The organism is Actinoplanes rectilineatus, from assembly GCF_000962825.1.
GTDB classification, from domain to species: domain Bacteria; phylum Actinomycetota; class Actinomycetes; order Mycobacteriales; family Micromonosporaceae; genus Actinoplanes; species Actinoplanes rectilineatus.
On record NZ_JZKF01000012.1, the window covers coordinates 128129 to 143880 of the forward strand.

Below are 15752 nucleotides of genomic sequence, written 5' to 3' on the forward strand. Positions count from 1 at the left end.
AGAGGAACGTTGAACGGGATCCAATCTTGCAGCGCGCCCCTGGTCGGTCAAGATCGTTCCCGTTCAGCGCCGTTAACAGTTCGTTTCCATGATTTCCGGCTTGCTAGCAGCCTCGGATTTCGTTCCGCTGGAAGGAACGGATGCTAGTGTCACGCTCGACAGTGGGCCCGGGACAATGGGCGCGGCGAAGGAGAGGCAGCCATGACGGAGGCAACGGGGACCGCATCGGCCGCGCGCGTGGCGGACGTTCTCCTGCTGTTCGCGGACGGCCCCACCGCACGGGGCGTCTCGGAGATCGCCCGGCTGCTCGGCATGCCCAAGGCGGTGGTGCACCGCATCCTCACCACCCTGGTCGACCGCCGCCTGCTCGAGACCGACCCCGGCGTGCGGGGCTACCGCCTCGGCCCCGGCGCGGCCGCCCTCGGCGCCCGCGCCCTGCGGGAGTCCCGCCTGCGCGAGGCCGCCATGCCGGTGCTGCGCGAGCTCAGCCTGCAGACCGGCGAGACCGCCACCGTCTCGGCCCGCGTCGCCGGCGGCCGCGTCTACCTCGACCAGGTGCAGAGCCCGCAGGAGATCAAGATGACGGTGGAGATCGGCCGCCGCTACCCGCTGCACGCCGGCAGCTCCAGCAACTGCATCCTGGCCTTCCTGCCCGCCGCCGAACGCGAGGCCGTCCTGGCCGCCGAGATCACCGCCGTCACCGAGCACACCCTGGTCGACCCGGCCCTGCTGCAGGACCGCCTCGACACCATCCAGCACCAGGGCTACGCCACCTCGGCCGGCGAACGGCAACTCGGCGCCGGCGCGATCGCCGCACCGGTGTTCGGCCTCGACGGCGAGGTCACCGGCTCGATCTCGGTCTGCGGACCGGCCACCCGCCTCGACGAGGACACCCGCGACAAGGTCGTCCCGCTGGTCCGGGCCGCCGCCGACACCATCTCCCGCAAGCTGGGCTGGCACGGCGGCCTGCCCGACCGCGGCTGAGCGCCGCCGTGAGACGACGCCCGCGAGCGGCCCGTGCGGCCGCCCGCGAGCGGCACCCGCCCGGCGGGCTCGTCAACGGCCACCTCGTGGAACCGGTCGCGGCCGGCCGTCACCGGCCGCACGACCCGTGCGGATCCCGGCGGCGAGGAGGCCGACGGTGCGGTCCGGGCGGAACGGCCGCCACGGGACGTGGCCGTCGCGAACGAACGACACCCAGGCGCCGTGGACCGTCGCCGCCACCGCGACACTCGGGGCGGCACCGAGCCTTGGCGCCAGTTCCGGCAGGTGGATCGTGTCGAAGACGAACGGGATGTCGGTGGCGTGGCCGGGGACAGACGCGGAGACGGTTCCCATCCGGGTCCGTCAGGCGGACCTCGCCGGACCTGACGGTTTAGCCGTCCGGGCGGCGGGCATCCTCAAGCACAGGCGTCCTCAGTCGCGCCACGTCCGCGCTTCCCGCGCCTTCTCCGGTCACTGTGGTCGCTTACCGGCGGCCGCGAGCACCGTCCCTCTTCGCCGGTCACGGCGCGCCGCGTCGCCCGGCACTCGGTTCCGGACGGGATCACCGATGTCCACCATGCCCCGCGCCACCCTCGAGACGTTCCTCGACCACGGGCGGGCCGCCGACACGCTGACCCGCGGCGGGGTCGGCTACGACGACGTGAGCGCCGCCCGGTCCGCGCACCACCGCTCCTCGAGGAGATCACCATGAACCGGTTCCCTCCCACCGCGACCACGCTCCCCCGGCACGTGCCGGCGCCGATCGCCGGAGCCGCGGGCTGGACCGCCCTGGACGTGCAGGCCGTGGACACCGCACGGCTGCTGGCCGCCGACGCCGTGCAGAGGGCCGGCAACGGCCATCCGGGCACCGCGATGAGTCTGGCGCCGCTGGCCTACCTGCTCTTCCACGATGTGATGCGCCACGACCCGAACGACGACCAGTGGCTCGGCCGGGACCGGTTCGTGCTGTCCGCCGGGCACACCAGCCTCACCCTCTACTGCCAGCTCTACCTCAGCGGGTACGGCCTGAGACTCGACGACCTGCGCGCCCTGCGCACCTGGGGCTCGGCGACCCCGGGACACCCCGAGTACCGGCACACCCGCGGCGTGGAGATCACCACCGGCCCGCTCGGTCAGGGTTTCGCCGCCGCGGTGGGCATGGCCATGGCCGCCCGCCGCGAGCGGGGCCTGCTCGACCCGGACGCCGCACCCGGCTGCAGCCCGTTCGACCATCACGTGTTCGTGGTCGCCTCCGACGGCGACCTGATGGAGGGCGTCACCGCCGAGGCCAGTTCGCTCGCGGGCCACCAGCAGCTCGGCGATCTGGTCGTCTTCTACGACGACAACCACATCTCCATCGAGGACGACACCGGCATCGCGTTCAGCGAGGACGTGCCCGCCCGCTATGCCGCGTACGGCTGGCACGTGCAGAGCGTCGACTGGAAGAGCACCGGCGGGTACGTGGAGGACGTCGACGCGCTGCTGGCGGCGATCGAGGCCGCGAAGGCGGAGACCGGCCGGCCGTCGCTGATCCGGCTGCGTACGATCATCGGCTGGCCCGCGCCGACCAGGCGCAACACCGGCAAGGCCCACGGTTCCGCCCTGGGCGTGGACGAGGTCGCCGCGACGAAACGGATGCTGGGTTTCGACCCGGACGCCTCGTTCGCCGTCGACGAGCAGGTGCTGGCGCACACCCGTGCCGTCGTGGCGCGTGGCGCGCGCGTACACGGGGAATGGTCGTCGGGTTTCGAGGCCTGGCGCCGCGCGAACCCGGACCGGGCCGCGCTGCTGGACCGGTTGCAGGCCCGCCGGCTGCCGGACGGCTGGACGTCGGCGCTGCCCACGTTCGCGCCGGACGCCAAGGGCATGGCCACCCGTGCGGCGTCCGGGGCGGTGCTCTCCGCGCTCGCGCCGGTCCTCCCGGAGCTGTGGGGCGGGTCCGCCGACCTGGCCGAGAGCAACAACACCACGATGGACGGCGAGAGTTCGTTCGTGCCGACCGGGCGGCAGACCCGCACGTGGACCGGCGGACCGTACGGCCGCACCCTGCATTTCGGCATCCGTGAGCATGCCATGGGCGCGATCCTCAACGGCATCGCCCTGCAGAGCCTGACCCGCCCCTACGGGGGAACGTTCCTGGTGTTCAGCGACTACATGCGGCCCGCGGTCCGGCTGGCCGCGCTGATGTGCCTGCCCGCCGTCTTCGTGTGGACGCACGACTCGATCGGCCTGGGCGAGGACGGCCCGACCCATCAGCCGGTCGAGCATCTGGCCGCGCTGCGCGCCATCCCCGGCCTCGACGTGGTCCGCCCGGCTGACGCGAACGAGACCGCGGCCTGCTGGCGCACCGTCCTGGAACACACCGACCGGCCCGCCGGCCTGATCCTGACCCGGCAGAACCTGCCGGTGCTCGAACGCGGGCCTCGCGGGTACGCCCCGGCCGCCGGCGCCGCCCGCGGCGGTTACGTCCTGGCCGGGGCCGGCGACGACGCCGACGTGCTGCTCATCGGTACCGGATCGGAGGTGCCGATCGCGTTGCAGGCCCGTGATCTGCTCACCGCCGAGGGCGTCACCGCCCGGGTGATCTCGATGCCGTGCCGGGAGTGGTTCGCCGAGCAGCCGGCCGCCTACCGCGACGAGGTGCTGCCGCCGGCGGTACGCGCCCGGGTCAGCGTCGAGGCCGGTGTCGGCCAGGGCTGGCGCGAGATCGTCGGCGACGCCGGCCGCATCGTCGGCCTGGAACACTTCGGCGCCTCCGCCGACCACCAGCGGCTCTACCAGGAGTTCGGCATCACCGCACGGGCCGTCGCCCGCGCGGCCCGCGACAGTCTGCACGACGTGACCGGCCCGGTGCGTCCCGGCGGCGCCGGGGCGGCCGCCACGCCCACCGCCGGCGGCACCGGCGACCGGCCCGTTTGATCCCGGCCCGCCCGGGCATGCACTCCATCGACAGCAACGTGTCGTCATCCGGTCGTCCAGACCCCGCGGCCCGCGATCAGCACCGCGCCGGGGAACACCCGCGCGGCCGTCGCACATCCGCCAGTGAAGGAGCACCACCATGAACGACCGTCACACCACGATCCGCAGCATGCACGACCTCGGCGCCGCAGTCTGGATGGGCGGTTCGCTGATGGGTGCGGTCGGCCTCAACGGCGCCTCCCAGGACGCCGCCGACGCCACCGAACGGACCCAGATCGCGTCCCGCGGCTGGGCCCGGTGGGCGCCGGTGTCCGCCGCCGCGATCGCCACGCACCTGGTCGGCGGCCTGGGCCTGCTCATCGCCAACCGGGGCCGGGTGGCCGGTCAGTCCGGTGTCACCGCGAACACGGTCATCAAGACCGCGGTGACCGTCGCGGCGCTGAGTGCCACCGCGTACAGCGGGCTGCTCGGCGCGCGGATCGCCCGGGCCGGCCGGGTGCCGTCCGAGGGCGGGTCCGTCCCGGCGTGGAACACCCCGGAGCACGTCGCCGTGGCGCTCAAACAGCAGCGCCTGCTGCAGTGGGCCATCCCGGCGCTGACCGGCACGATGATCGCGATGGGGTCGCAGCAGGGTGAGCAGCAGCGCCCGCGCCAGATGTGGGACGGCGTCACCGACCGGCTCACCGGTGTCCTGGGCCGCTGACCGCATGCGCACCGGCCGCCGCCCGGACCCGATTGCGGGTCCGGGCGGTGTCCTGTCCACCCGGTCTTGCCGGATTCCGGGCGGTCAGAGCACGCGGGCCTGCGCCCGGGCACGCCGGGCGACCGACAACCGGACCCGGGCGCGGGCGTCGTCACGGCCCAGGACCGCCCGCAGCGTGGCGGCGACGCTGTCCGCGGCCGCGACGATCGTGGTGAGGTCCGCACGGGGGTCGACGGTGCCGGTGAGAGCGACGACGAGTTCTCCCCGGTCGTGCAGGATCCGGCCGTGCGCCGAACGGAATCCGGGAGTGTCGGCGAGGGCCTCCGCGGCGGCGCCGGCCGTGCCGGCGGGGTCGAGCAGAAGACGCCCGGACGCACCGGAGCCGGGCAGTACGAGCAGGCCGGCACCGCGGCGGGGCAGGTGCGCGGCCAGCCACCACAGGCCGAGCACGACCGCGAGTGTCCCGGCCGCACCGGCTGCCCAGGGCCACCAGGCCGTGTCGAGGACGTCGCCGGCGCCGCCGGTGGACAGTTCGCGGGAGACGGACGGCCACAGCCGCACCAGGCCGCCGTCGTACCAGCCGGCGATGACGGCACCGGCGATGACCAGCAGCAGACCGGTCAGGATCGCGGCGGCCCGGTCGAGGCCGAGAACGGATCGGCGCATCAGGCATCTTCCTTCGGCAGTGGGCCGGAACGGACCCGGACCGTCACCGGCAGCGGGTCCTCCAGGACGGACAGACGGCGTTCGACGGCCTCCTGGACGCGGCCGGCGATCTCGGGGTCCGGTGACGTGACGGTGACGGTGACCGCGCGGCGGCCGGCGACGGACCGGGCGGAGCGGACCCCGTCGACGTCTTCGGCGGCGGCGGACGCCAGCCGGGCGACGTCACGGACGTGCAGGAAGACCCCGGTCGCCGACGTCACCGCCAGGGTCCGGCGCGACCGTGGCCGTACCGCGGTGACGATCAGCCAGACGCCGGCGCCGGCGACCGCCACCCCGGCGGGGATCATCCACCAGGAGGCCGTCAGCCCGTCCAGGCCGTCGAGGACGGCGGCCAGCCAGGTGCGTCCCGGTCTGCGGTCGGCCTCGGCGACCGCGTCGTGCAGCAGCACGACACCGGCGGCGGTGAGCAGACACGCCAGGAGCGGCCCGGCGAAACCGATGCGCCCGGCCCCGGTCCGTGGCCGGGCCGCGGGCATCGACACCTGCGGGGAGACGCTCATCGGACCCTGCGGCCCGGTGCCGCCGCGAGGCGGACCACCTTGGCGACGGTGACGTCGACGCTGTCGACGTGCAGCCCCGCCAGCCGGTGCAGCTGGTCGGTGACCGCGGAGCGGACCTGTGCCGCCAGCGTCGCGGCGGGCACCGGCCAGAGTCCGGCGATGATGACCTCGGCACGGACCCGGCCGGCGGACACCGTGCAGTCCACCCGGGGATAGCCGAGTCCCAGGGCGTTGCCGACGGCGCCGCCGCTGTCGGTGACCGGGACGACGCCGGGAACCCGGCGGGCGGTGACCTCGGCGATGCGCCGGGCGGCCCGGTCCGTGACGATCAGGTCTCCCCGGTCGCCCGGGTCGTCGTGGCCGGTGCGGGCCGGGCCCCCGGCAGGGACAGCACTCCAGTCAGCGCCAGGAACGGCACTCCGGTCAGCCGCCGAGACGGCACCCCGGTCAGCGGCCGGGACGGCGCTCCGGTCAGCCACGGCTGCGGCCCGGGACGACGCCGGCGAGGTCGATCCGGCCTTCGAGGTGGGCGCCGGCCAGATAGCCGGCGGTGGCGAACAGGATCGCGAGCAGCAACCAGCCGAATCCGGCGGTCGCCGCGATCAGGGCGAGCAGTAGCCCGGTGAACAGACCGGCGAGGGACGGGGACATGAGGACTCCTGAACGAGAATGATCGAGGGCCGCGGATCAGGTGAGGACGACGTCCTCGATACGGACGTGCACCGGCACGGTCACCAGGGGCGCCACCGCGGCGTGGACGAGCCGCGCGGTGGCGGTCAACGGGACCCGGCCGGTGACCGTCACGTGCACCTCGGCCCGGTCGTCGCCGAGCCTGATCCCGGGCACACGGCGCCCGGGCAGGTACGTGCCGGCCTCGCCGAAAGGGCCCCCGTGCAGCCGTACCACGCCCGGCACCGCCAGTACCGCGCGGACGATCGCGTCGACGGTCACCGCGACCGGGCCGGCGCGATGTTCGGTGGTCACTGCACCCGCGGGGCGTGATCGGGGTCGTCGCCCTCGTCGTCCTGTGGCAGGTGGATGTCGGCGACCGAGATGTTCACCTCGGTCACCTGCAGGCCGGTCATCCGCTCGATCGAGGTGATCACGTTGCGGCGGATACCGACGGCGAGGTCCGCGATCGCCACGCCGTACTCGGCGATCATGTCGATGTCGACGGCGGCCTGGGTCTCGCCGACCTCCACCGAGACGCCCTGCGAGTGGTTCACCCGCCCGCCCGGGATCCGCTCCCGCAACGCGCCCACCGCACGCGAAGTGCCGTTGCCGAGTGCGTAGACACCGGAGACGTCCTTCGCGGCGATCCCCGCGATCTTGCTGACCACGGTGTCGGCGATGGAGGTGGTGCCCTGCGGGCCCTGCAGCCCCCGGTCCCGCGCGGCCAGGTCGGTGCTCGTCCGGTCGGCGGTGTTGTTCGTGGTGGTGATGGTGGTCATCGGCTCGGTCATGCGGGACTCCTTCGGGGCGGCGGGGGCGGTGGCAGGAGACGGGGCCGCGGAGTCCGGACGGCCGCCGTGACGCGAACGCGTCACGGCATCGAGACCAGGTTCACCGGATACCCGTTCGCCGCGATCCGAAACACCGGTGGCCGGTCGCTCCGGGGCCTTCCGGTTCCGCTCCTGCCGGGGTACGCGTGAGCCCCGCCGCGCGTCAGGCGGCCAGTTCCGGGGTGCGCTCGTGAGGCGGGCCGGGGTCCGCGGCACGGGCCAGGGTGGCGAGTTGCCGGCGTTCCTCGGCGGCGCTGCGGGCGGGGGCGACGACGGCCGCCGGGAGTTCGGTCCGGACGGTGCCCGCCGAGGTCTTGTTGTGTTTGCGGGCCAGGAAGACGCAGAGCAGGGCCGGGACCACGATCAGCACGACCGGGAGGACGCTGCCGGTGAGCAGGTACGACACGGCGGCCAGGACGATGCCGAAGGCGATCTCACCGCGGGTCGCCGTCAGTGCCTCGCGGATGCTGACCCGGCCGGAGCTCTTCGGGGTGACCAGGAAGACCGACTTGCCGAAGGCGGAGGTGACCGAGGAACGCAGGCTGACGAAGAACATCGACCCGTACAGCACGACGGAGTGCAGCAGGTAGGAGAGCAGCCGCAGTTTGGGCATCCGCCGGAAGTGGAAGACGGTGTCGTTGAGCAGCGGCGCCAGCAGGAACGCGATGGTGGGCACCAGCATCCAGAGCGGGTAGGTGACCGTGTATCCCAGGGCGGGCAGCGCGACCACGTGGATGACCACGTAGACGGAGAACAGCGCGGTCAGCGGCAGGCTGTAGGTGAACAGGACGATGTCGAGCTTCTCGAACCAGGTCATCCGCGAGCCGAGGATGGTCGTGGTGTACCGCTTGATGAACTCCATGTTTCCCTGAGTCCATTTCGAGTGTCGTTTCTTGAAAGCGTGGTAACTGACCGGGAATTCTTCCTCGCAGCGGATGTCGGGCGCGAATACCGTGTAATATCCCGCGTCGCGCGCGGCGATGGAGAAGCACAGGTCCTCGGCGACCACGGCGGGGAATCCGCCGGCGGCCTGGTAGCACTCGCGGCTGACCATGGCGCCGTGCCCCAGAAGAGACAGGAATCCGTGCCGGTCCTTGACCGTCTGGTAGGCGATCCAGTGCGAGTCGACGCCGATCGCGAAGACCCGCATGAAATCGTTACGGTTGCGGGTGGCGCTGTGGTTGGCCTGGACGATGCCCGCGTTGCCGTAATGGGCGAAGTAGTCGAGGCTGCGGGTGACGTAATCACTGGGAATGATCTCGTCGCTGTCCAGGATGACGAAGTAGTCGTACTCGGCGGTCCGCAGGTGGTTGTTGAGGTTGCCGGCCTTGAACCCGGCCCGGTCGGCCCGGCGGACGACCTGGACGCCGTGGCGGGCGGCGAAGTCGTCGATCTCGGCGAGCGACTCGGGTTTGCTGGAGTCGTCCAGGATGACCGTCTCGTAGTTGCCGTAGCGCTGGGCCATGCTGCGCAGCAGGCTGTCCGCGGAGAAGTCGTCGCAGGTGCAGTAGAGGAGCGCGACCTTGGGTTCCGGGCCGTCCGGGCGGCGGGGCACGTGGATCAGGTGCGGGCGCTGGACGAGGTGGAAGTAGAGGGTGTAGACGATGTCCTTGGTGCCGTTGAGCCAGAAGTAGGTGACGAAGAGCGCGCTGGCCAGGGTCAGCGCCCCCAGGTACCACGCGGTCTGTGTGGCGGAGGCGACGACGTGCGCCATCGCCGGCACCGCCGGGGCGAGGATCGCCAGCCAGACGGCCAGAATGATCAGGTAGACACGAGGTGACTTGGTCACGACTGCCCTCTCAGGTGAATCGGTCCTCGATGAGGAATTGTTCGACTGGGGAGGTGGCGGTCCGTGATACGGCACCGAAACTGTTTCTCGGCATCCGCCTGCCGCGCCCTGGGCAATCACCGTTGATTGTCGTTGGCGTCGTCGCGAGCCTGGATGTGCGAACGGCGCCAACCATAGCGACACGTCGATAGGACAGCAAGTCGGCCGACGAGACCGGAATCACTGCGGACCAGCCCGTATTGCCCGCGCGTTAAAGACGTGTGGCGCACGGTCGCGGATGGCCTCGAATAGCGATCCACTTCGCGTGAAATGAAATCCGAACGCCATATCGGTGGCGGGCGTCACGTTCCCCGCCGGAGGTATGGTTCGGCGGCCGGGGAATGGGGTGGGCGACGATGCCCTCGAGGAGCGGAGGACGCGTGGTGACACGGCTGTTGATCGCTCTGGCGGTGGTGCTGGGCGTCGCCGGGCTCGGTGGCGACACGCCCACGCCGGGGCCCTGCGGGAGTGCGCCGGACGACGGCGGGAGCACGCTGACGCCGTACCCCGCCATGGCCGGACGTGATTTCCTGCGGGGAGCGTCCCTGGACCCGGACGGCGATCCGGCGACGACCGGGGCGACGCTGCGCACGATGCGGGACCGGTTCGGCATCGGTACCGCCGGGCTGTACCGGCTGGACGATCCCGGCCCGGTGCTGGCCGCGCTGGAGGAGCTCGGCATGACGGCGGTGGTGCGGCTGGAGGAGTACGACCCGCAGACCTTCGCCTTCACCACCGCCGACGCCGACCGGCTGGTGGAGCGCTACCGGGACCTGCTGGGCCGCCTCGGCGAGGCGGGGGCGCGCAGCCGGGTGGCCTACCTGGCGGTCACCATGCCGCTCGACGATCCGCGGGTGCAGGCCCGTCTGGGTGGGGTGAACTCGCCGGTGTCGGTGGCCCGGCAGGCCGAGTACGCCGTCGCGGTGACGTCGCGGCTGCGCGCCGCCGCTCCCGGCCTGCCGGTCTATCTGGGTGTCTTCTACGGCTGGGACGGCGCCTACCGGCCACCGTCCTATGCGGGGGCCGGCGCGGACGGCTATTTCCTGACCCAGTACAGCTATCCGCGTGGTGACGCGCCCGGCGCGGCGGACGGCGACGACGCGCTGATCGACGCGCGGGCCCGGCATGCGGTGATGCGCCGGTTCCTCGACCAGTACGGCGACGCCCCGGTGGTGATCGAGTACGGCGTGCAGACCACCGGCGGCCCGGCGCAGGAGGCCGGTCTGGTCCGGGACCGGGCGGCGAAGCGGCGCGCGCTGGCGGCGACCACCCGGTTCTACTGTGCCGGGTATCCGAGCGTACGCGGCACGATGTATTTCGGTTTCGACATCCACAAGAGCGAGGGCGAGCCGTCGACCGTCACCGATTTCGGCCTGGTCTAAACCTTGGCCCGATAACGTTCTTGTTACTTCCTTGTTAAGCGCTTAGAGTCGGGCCATCGGTCAATCTAAGCGCTTAGATCTGCGACCGGCTTACCTTCGTTCGGCCTCGATCAAGGAGTCGGCCCATGAAGAGGGTGATGTCGGCACTTCTCTCCACCGTCCTGTGTCTCACCTCCAGCACCGCCGCGCAGGCCACACAGGCCGCGCCCGGTGTGTCCAACCTGTTAACTCCCTATGACCCGGCCCAGTTCGCCGACCTCTACGCCGACCCCGGCGGACCGATCACCGGCGCCACCTACGTCTTCAACCCGACCGCCGACTGGCAGCGGCGGGCGGCCTTCGACATCGCCCAGATGCGCGGCATCGGGGTCAACACCGTCGGCCTCTACAACCTGGTGCACATGACCGACGCCGACCGCGACCGGCTCTTCGCCGAACTGGAACGCCAGCGGATGAAGGCCGTGGTCCGCATCGAGTGGTACGACCGGCAGACCTTCGCCTTCACCGCGGCCGACGCCGACCGGGTGCTGAGCCACTACACCACCGACGACACCGCCCACGGCTACACCGCCCTGCTGAACTACCTGGTCCGCCGCGGGAAGCTCGCCGACGTCGCCTACTTCGCGGTCAACATGCCGGTCGACGACGCGATGGTCAGCGACCACTTCGTCACGAGCGGGTACCCGGACGGCCGCGCCAATCCGCAATGGGCGGCCACCCAGGCCCCGTACGCCGAACGGCTGCTCGCCGGCCTGCGCCGCGCCGTCGGCGACACCGACCTCTACCTCAGCGTCTTCTACGGCTGGGACCAGTCCTACCCGACACCCTCGTACGCCGGGATCGCCCACCCCGCCGACGGCTACTTCCTGAACAACTACTCCTACCCGGTCGGCGCCCCCGCCGACGCCGGCGCCTCCACCGCGGACCTGCTCAACGTGCCCCGCCTGAGCAGCGCCATGGACCGGATGATCGGCCAGTACGGCGACGCCCCGAAGATCATCGAGTACGGGTTCCACACCGTCGACTTCGCCGGCGGCGTCGTCCCGGACCAGACCGCCGGCCTGGTCCGCTCACAGGCCGCCAAGAAACGGGCGCTCACCGAGACCACCGCGTACTACCGGGACACCCGCTTCCACGTCCGGGGCACCCTGTACTTCGCCGAGAACCTGTTCAAACCGGAGGGCAACCCGCCCGCCGTCATGGACTGGGCGCTCGGCATCCCGTCCGCCGAGGCACAGGCCGAGGACACCTCGCTGACCCGCTACTACCGGGGCGGCTCACCGGTCGACACCACACCCGTCGCCGACGCGACCGCGTGGGGCGGTGCGGCCGTCACCCTCACCGGCGGCGGGGACGCCCTAGCGTTCGTCAACCTCGCCGCCGCCACCGTCCTCCAGATCCGCTACCGTGCGCCGCAGGCCACCAGCCTGCTGCTGTCGGTGAACGGGGCTTCGGCGCGTACCGTCACGCTGCCCGCCGCCGCCACGTGGAGCACCCTGACCGTGCCCACCGACCTGCCGTTGCAGGCGGTGGTGACCCTGCAACGGCCGGCGTCCGGTGCCGCGGTCACCGTCGACTGGCTGGGCGGCAAGCCCGACTACGAGGCGGAACTCGTGCCGCACACCGGCGCGGCCACGGTCACCGCGGCAGGCGCGTCGCGGGGCGAGGCACTGAGCATGCCGGCCGGGCAGGCGAGCACGATGACCGTCGACCCGGTACGCGGCGGCACCCGGGCGCTGATCCGGTACGCGGCGGCGGCCGCGGTCACCGTGCGGCTGGGCGGCACGGCGGTCACCCTGCCCGCGACCGGGGACGGCTTCGGCACCCGTACCGTGGAGAAGACGGTCGTGAGCGGCACCGCGCTGGAGCTGACCCGCGACGCGGCCGGCGGCGCTCTGGTCGTCGACCTGCTCCGGGTGGACGGGCAGTACGAGGCCGAATCGTCCGGCGGACTCTACAACGGCGCCCACGCGGTCGCCCTGGCATCGGCGTCGCAGGGCGCCCTGGCCACCGACCTCGACGTGCTCGGCGCCTCGGTGGTGTACTCGCCGGTCCGGGCCGGCAGCCGCCTCACCGTCCGGTACCGGGCGACCCGGGCGGCGAGCATGACGGTGATCCTCAACGACGTGGGCCACCGGATCGCCTTCCCGGCCACCGGCAGCGGGTTCGGCACCGCCACGCTGGCGCTGGCCGTCCCGGAGAACGCCACGGTGATCGTGCAGCGCAACGCGGGCGACGCGGCGACCGGGCTGTCGATCGACTGGCTGGCGGTCGCCTGATCACGAGGCCGGATGCCCGGCCCGGAACAACGGAGATCGGCTGTCGCCGGGGACGTCCTCCCGGGACTCCTCGACGGCGGCCATCGACGACGGTAGCTCCATCGGCAGCCGTCCCTGCGCCCGCGCGTCGCCGAAGAGCACCCCGAACAGGGCCTCGTCGGTCACCCCGAACTCCCCCAGCGCGGCGGCGCTCGCCCCGATCACCTCGGGCAGCACCGCCGCCCGGTCCAGATGCACCACCAGGACCGTCGGCACCCGCGCGAACCGCGCCACCAGCTCGGCCACCCGCTGCGGCGGCAGGCTCAGCGAACCCTGATGGAAACCGGCCTCGTAGTCGATGCCGGTGTCGCGCCGCTCGTAGGGCGTGCCCATCCGCACCACCGCGACCTCGGCCTCGTCGAGCGACGGCACCACCGGCCCGTAGCCGGCCGCCACCCGAGGGTCCACACCGTCCAGGTGGATACGGGCACCGCGGCGCAGCGGCAACGGGCCGTTCTTCAGCACCGTGACCGCCCGCTGCTGGGCGCGGACCCCGGCGGCAGCGGCGGCACCCACCACCCGCTCGGCCTCGTCCGGGTCGACATAGGGGTTCTCGAAGAGGCCCAGCGCGAACTTCAGCCGCAGGATCCGCCGCGCCGACGCGTCGATCCGCGCCATGCTGATCTCCCCCGACGACACCAGATCGACCACCAGCTCCGGGCATGACTCGCCGCCCAGCTGGTCGACGCCGGCGTCCAGGATCCGGCGGACCCGCTCGCGGCGCGACAGGTGCTCGGCGCCCCAGCAGCGGGCCGGCCAGCGCATCCCCTCCACCCGGACGTCGGTGACCAGCCCCCAGTCCGAGCAGACCACCCCGCCGAACCCGAAACGTTCGCGCAGCCAGCCGGTGATCACCTCCCGGTGGAAGCCGAAGCCGATCTCCTCGACGCCCAGGCCCACCGGGATCGCGTAGTAGGGCATCACCGCGGCGGTGCCCGCGTCGAACGCCGCCCGGAACGGCCGCAGGTGGTACTCCAGGTTGCCGCCGGGATAGACCTGCTCCCGGCCGTAGGGGAAGTGCGCGTCCTCGCCCCGCCGCTGCGGGCCGGCGCCCGGGAAGTGCTTGGTCATGCAGGCCACGCTGTCCGGTCCCAGCCGGTCGCCCTGCAGGCCACGCACGTACGCGCCGACCATCCGGGACGCCGTCGCCGCGTCGGCGCCGAACGTGCCCGGCAGCCGTGACCAGCGCGGCTCGGTCGCCAGATCGGCCTGCGGCCCCAGGCTCATCCGGATCCCGGCCGCCCGCAACTCGCGCCGCACCACCTCGGCGAACTCCGTCACCAGCCGGACGTCGCCCACCGCGGCCAGCCCCAGCGGTTCCGGCCAGCGGGAGAACGTGGTGCTCGCCATCGACGTCGCCGGGTTGTCGGTGAAGCCGTGCACCGGATCGCTGGACAGCGTCACCGGAATACCCAGCCGGGTACCCGCGGCCAGGTCCTGCAGCCGGTTCTGCCAGGCGGCGTACGCGCGCGGCGCGATCCGCGGCGCGGCGTTGAAGTGGGTGATGTGCGACGCGGTGACCAGCCGGCTGGTGGAGAGCACGTCGTGCGGGACGTCGTCGCCGTCCGGCCCCGGCTCGTACAGACCGTCGCCGACCGCCTTCATCATCGTGTGGAACAGCAGACCGGCCTTCTCCGGCAGCGTCATCCGCGCCAGCAGATCGGTCACCCGCGCGCCGATCGGAACATCCGGATCCCGGTAGAGGCAGGCGGTCATGCCAGGCCGTTCGCCCGGGCGGCGGCTCCGAGCCACCGTGCGCTCCTTCTGGGGGTACGCCGGAAAGTCCGCCGGTCGACGGCGATCAGCCCGAACGTCGGCGCCCAACTGCCCCACTCGTAGTTGTCCAGCGCACTCCAGTGGTAGTAGCCGTGGACCTCGACGCCGTCCGCGATCGCCTCGTGCAGCCCGGTGAGCGCGTCCCGGGTGTAGTCGATGCGGCGGTCGTCGTCGGCGGTGGCGATGCCGTTCTCGGTCACCATGACCGGCACTCCCCCGGTCACCTTCCACGCGTTGCGGACCCCGATGGCCAGCGCGTCCGGGAAGTACTCCCAGCCGGTCAGGGTCGTCTCCGCGCCGGCGGGCGGCGGCAGCGCGCCGTCGGGCCCCACGAACGTCCGGGTGTACGCCTGCACGCCCACGAAGTCGTCGTCGCGGGCCGCCTCCAGGAAGTACTCCTCGATCGGCCGGCTGTACGCGTACGCCTGCTCCTCGCACCCGGGCAGCGGGTGGATCGCCTGGGTGGCCACCGTCCATCCGGACCGCAGGCCCGGCACGCCGGTGAGTACCTCCCGCGACATCCGGTGCGCGCGGGTCAGCTCCGCGGAGACCCGCTGGTCGGGGCGGGCCATGCCGTACGCGACCGGCGCCACCCCGGGCAGGTTCGCGCCCTCCCGGCAGGCGATGATGTTCGGCTCGTTGATGGTGCACACCCACGGCACGCCGTCGCGGACCACCGGCAGGGCGATCTCGGTGAACCGGGCGAACATCTCGGCCGCGTGCGGGTGGCGCCAGCCGCCGAGCGCGTCCATCCAGCGGGGCACGGTGAAGTGGTTGAGGGTGACCATCGGGGTCAGCCCGTGCTCGTGGCAGCGGTCGACCATCCGCCGGTAGTGGTCCAGCATCGCGGTGGAGACGTGGCCGCGCTCGGGTTCGATGCGGCACCACTCGATGCCGAAGCGGTAGCTGGTCAGGCCCGTTTCGGCGAGCAGCGCGATGTCCTCGGGGTAGCGGTGCAGGCTGTCGCAGGCGTCGCCGCTGACCTCGGGGACGGTGCCGGCGGGAGCGTACTCGCGCTGCCAGTAGTCGCTGGTGACGTTGTTGCCCTCGGTCTGGTGGCCGGAGGTGGCCGCCCCCCAGAGGAATCCGGGCGGGAAGGTGCGCACGGGCGTCT

Annotated in this window: 16 protein-coding genes; 6 read left to right on the forward strand and 10 right to left on the reverse strand. The window is 72.4% G+C overall.

Annotation, left to right across the window (positions count from 1 at the left end; all coding sequences use genetic code 11):
* The first annotated feature begins 201 nt into the window (after positions 1-201).
* A complete protein-coding gene (locus tag WH85_RS12400; protein ID WP_045741941.1) occupies positions 202-984 on the forward strand; it encodes an IclR family transcriptional regulator in 783 nt (260 codons plus the stop codon).
* A 72-nt stretch (positions 985-1056) separates the two neighbouring features.
* Here WH85_RS12400 and WH85_RS12405 read toward each other — a convergent pair whose 3' ends face one another.
* The gene (locus WH85_RS12405) at positions 1057-1338 is read right to left on the reverse strand and encodes a hypothetical protein (RefSeq protein ID WP_045741942.1); all 282 of its coding nucleotides are present in this window, start codon (positions 1336-1338) and stop codon (positions 1057-1059) included.
* Between the two features lie 214 nt (positions 1339-1552).
* On the opposite strand from WH85_RS12405, the gene WH85_RS50310 reads away from it, so the two are divergent.
* The 3 genes from WH85_RS50310 (at position 1553) to WH85_RS12415 (ending at position 4606) form a co-directional block, all read left to right on the forward strand.
* The gene (locus tag WH85_RS50310) at positions 1553-1696 is read left to right on the forward strand and encodes a hypothetical protein (protein ID WP_157410956.1); all 144 of its coding nucleotides are present in this window, start codon (positions 1553-1555) and stop codon (positions 1694-1696) included.
* Entirely contained in the window at positions 1693-3903 is a 2211-nt protein-coding gene (gene tkt / locus WH85_RS12410) for a transketolase (RefSeq protein WP_045741943.1), read from the forward strand. Before WH85_RS50310 ends, tkt begins: the two co-directional genes overlap by 4 nt.
* 139 nt (positions 3904-4042) lie before the next feature.
* Positions 4043-4606: a hypothetical protein gene (locus tag WH85_RS12415; protein WP_045741944.1), complete on the forward strand. Its 564-nt coding sequence runs from the start codon at positions 4043-4045 to the stop codon at positions 4604-4606.
* A gap of 84 nt (positions 4607-4690) precedes the next feature.
* Here WH85_RS12415 and WH85_RS12420 read toward each other — a convergent pair whose 3' ends face one another.
* The 7 genes from WH85_RS12420 to WH85_RS12450 all read right to left on the reverse strand — a co-directional run bounded on the left by WH85_RS12420 (position 4691) and on the right by WH85_RS12450 (position 9123).
* The gene (locus WH85_RS12420; RefSeq protein WP_045741945.1) at positions 4691-5272 is read right to left on the reverse strand and encodes a hypothetical protein; all 582 of its coding nucleotides are present in this window, start codon (positions 5270-5272) and stop codon (positions 4691-4693) included.
* Positions 5272-5832 (reverse strand): DUF6286 domain-containing protein, encoded by a 561-nt coding sequence (locus WH85_RS46935; protein ID WP_157410957.1) that lies wholly within the window; start codon positions 5830-5832, stop codon positions 5272-5274. Before WH85_RS46935 ends, WH85_RS12420 begins: the two co-directional genes overlap by 1 nt.
* Positions 5829-6311: an Asp23/Gls24 family envelope stress response protein gene (locus tag WH85_RS12430; RefSeq protein WP_052720375.1), complete on the reverse strand. Its 483-nt coding sequence runs from the start codon at positions 6309-6311 to the stop codon at positions 5829-5831. Before WH85_RS12430 ends, WH85_RS46935 begins: the two co-directional genes overlap by 4 nt.
* Positions 6304-6483, reverse strand: a complete 180-nt coding sequence (locus WH85_RS12435) for a hypothetical protein (RefSeq protein ID WP_045741946.1) — start codon at positions 6481-6483, stop codon at positions 6304-6306. Before WH85_RS12435 ends, WH85_RS12430 begins: the two co-directional genes overlap by 8 nt.
* 36 nt (positions 6484-6519) lie before the next feature.
* Positions 6520-6816, reverse strand: coding sequence for a hypothetical protein (locus WH85_RS12440; protein ID WP_211275347.1), 297 nt, complete (start codon positions 6814-6816; stop codon positions 6520-6522).
* Complete coding sequence (locus WH85_RS12445; protein WP_211275348.1) at positions 6813-7295, reverse strand: Asp23/Gls24 family envelope stress response protein; 483 nt, start codon at positions 7293-7295, stop codon at positions 6813-6815. The genes WH85_RS12440 and WH85_RS12445 overlap by 4 nt, the downstream gene beginning before the upstream one ends.
* A gap of 202 nt (positions 7296-7497) precedes the next feature.
* Positions 7498-9123: a glycosyltransferase family 2 protein gene (locus WH85_RS12450; protein ID WP_063775498.1), complete on the reverse strand. Its 1626-nt coding sequence runs from the start codon at positions 9121-9123 to the stop codon at positions 7498-7500.
* A 422-nt stretch (positions 9124-9545) separates the two neighbouring features.
* On the opposite strand from WH85_RS12450, the gene WH85_RS12455 reads away from it, so the two are divergent.
* Positions 9546-10544 (forward strand): hypothetical protein, encoded by a 999-nt coding sequence (locus tag WH85_RS12455; protein ID WP_157410958.1) that lies wholly within the window; start codon positions 9546-9548, stop codon positions 10542-10544.
* Positions 10545-10669: 125 nt separating this feature from the next.
* Positions 10670-12823, forward strand: a complete 2154-nt coding sequence (locus WH85_RS12460; RefSeq protein WP_157410959.1) for a carbohydrate-binding protein — start codon at positions 10670-10672, stop codon at positions 12821-12823.
* On the opposite strand, the gene WH85_RS12465 is transcribed toward WH85_RS12460, so the two are convergent.
* Together WH85_RS12465 and WH85_RS12470 are read right to left on the reverse strand one after the other, a co-directional pair.
* Positions 12824-14614 carry a glycoside hydrolase family 3 protein gene (locus WH85_RS12465; protein ID WP_245673911.1) on the reverse strand — a complete coding sequence of 597 codons (1791 nt, stop codon included), beginning with the start codon at positions 14612-14614 and terminating at the stop codon, positions 12824-12826.
* Entirely contained in the window at positions 14575-15744 is a 1170-nt protein-coding gene (locus tag WH85_RS12470; protein ID WP_045741950.1) for a glycoside hydrolase family 1 protein, read from the reverse strand. Before WH85_RS12470 ends, WH85_RS12465 begins: the two co-directional genes overlap by 40 nt.
* Positions 15745-15752: the final 8 nt, after the last annotated feature.